This window comes from Ruminococcus sp. AM42-11, assembly GCF_003480145.1.
Taxonomy (GTDB): domain Bacteria; phylum Bacillota; class Clostridia; order Lachnospirales; family Lachnospiraceae; genus Blautia_A; species Blautia_A faecis.
Window position 1 is genome coordinate 1 of record NZ_QUIO01000096.1, and the last position, 1,259, is coordinate 1,259.

At 35.5% G+C, this 1,259-nt stretch carries 3 protein-coding genes; 2 read left to right on the forward strand and 1 reads right to left on the reverse strand.

Features of this window, described 5'->3' with window-relative positions:
• Window positions 1-252: helix-turn-helix transcriptional regulator (locus DW904_RS22510; RefSeq protein WP_347562231.1), on the forward strand; the 252-nt coding region annotated here is incomplete at its 5' end.
• Window positions 253-415: 163 nt separating this feature from the next.
• On the opposite strand, the gene DW904_RS22515 is transcribed toward DW904_RS22510, so the two are convergent.
• A complete protein-coding gene (locus DW904_RS22515; RefSeq protein WP_118584334.1) occupies window positions 416-784 on the reverse strand; it encodes a hypothetical protein in 369 nt (122 codons plus the stop codon).
• Window positions 785-919: 135 nt separating this feature from the next.
• Between DW904_RS22515 and DW904_RS22520 the strand changes: the two genes are divergently transcribed.
• On the forward strand, window positions 920-1,159 hold the full coding sequence (locus DW904_RS22520; protein WP_117854310.1) for a helix-turn-helix transcriptional regulator: 240 nt from the start codon (window positions 920-922) through the stop codon (window positions 1,157-1,159).
• Window positions 1,160-1,259 lie beyond the last annotated feature (100 nt).

The window sequence follows — 1,259 nt, forward strand, 5'->3', positions numbered from 1 at the left end:
GTAGGGAATATCATGCAGAAACTCAGACCGGATATGAACATTGGCGGGAACATACAGAAAATACGGTATAGCCGAAAGCTTACACAGGATCAAGTGATTGCCAAAATGAATCTCATGGGGATCCAGATCTCCAAAAGTACCTATGCGAAGCTGGAAACAAATCGGATGAATATTAAAGTAAGCGAACTGGTGGCCATGAAGGAAATCTTTGAATGTGAGTTTAATGATTTCTTTGAAGAGCTGAATGAGTAATAATATAGATAAAATATTATTCGGGGAACTCTCTTATTATCTAGGTATATGGCAAAACGTAATTATATTAGAGGGTTCTCTGTCTTTTTATATAAGATAATGTCGTATGTGACAAAATGTTTACAAGAAGGTCAGAATTTTTAAATTCCTGATTTCTCTTAGCTTATGCGCCTATATCATATTGAAATTTCGCATATATAGAATGCCGCATTTTTTCATATAATTGCTTAAAATTTTCTTCTGCATCGTCAGAAGAGATAGTATTTGAAGTGATTAAGTCACTTTCGAGCCGACTGCTGTAATTAAGGGCAAACTCAGAGTATTTCAGAAATGTATCCAGGGCAGCAGATTCCAGTTCCTCTCCTACTTTCAAACGTTCCAACTGAATACTATCAAAAAGTTCTTGTGTCATAGGTACGATCCCGTATATTGCAGCCCATTGAGTCTGAGTGAAATGTTTCAATTCTGCCGGCAATGTCAGTAATTTTTGTTTTTGCTCCAAGGTCAATTCGTTGAATAAACTTTTTTCCATAATCAAAATTTCCTCCCATTGGAATAAGTGTGTGCAAGTAATTACAGTAGAGATTCTACAACTTATAATTCAATTATATATTAGTTATCCTATACTTACAATCCTGAATAATATTGTAGTTGAGGGTAATGGTATATGGAAGATCGTAATTATGGAACTATCCGGATTAAATTGGATGAAATGATAGAAAAGCAAAACATCAGTAAGAACAAATTGGCTCACCGCGCCGAAATGCAAAGGACCCAACTCAACCAGTTTTGTAAAGGAACGGTAACACGGCTGGATACCGCTGTTTTAGCCAGGTTGTGCTGTGCATTGAATTGTAAGATCGAGGATCTGTTGGAGTACGTTCCACCAGAAAATAAGGAAAAATAAATATATCTCATAAGCTAAAAAGTGCAGAGAAGTATATTATACAGTTATACGTCTCTGTACTTTTTTGCTTATGATGGTCATATCCTTAATGAAATCATTG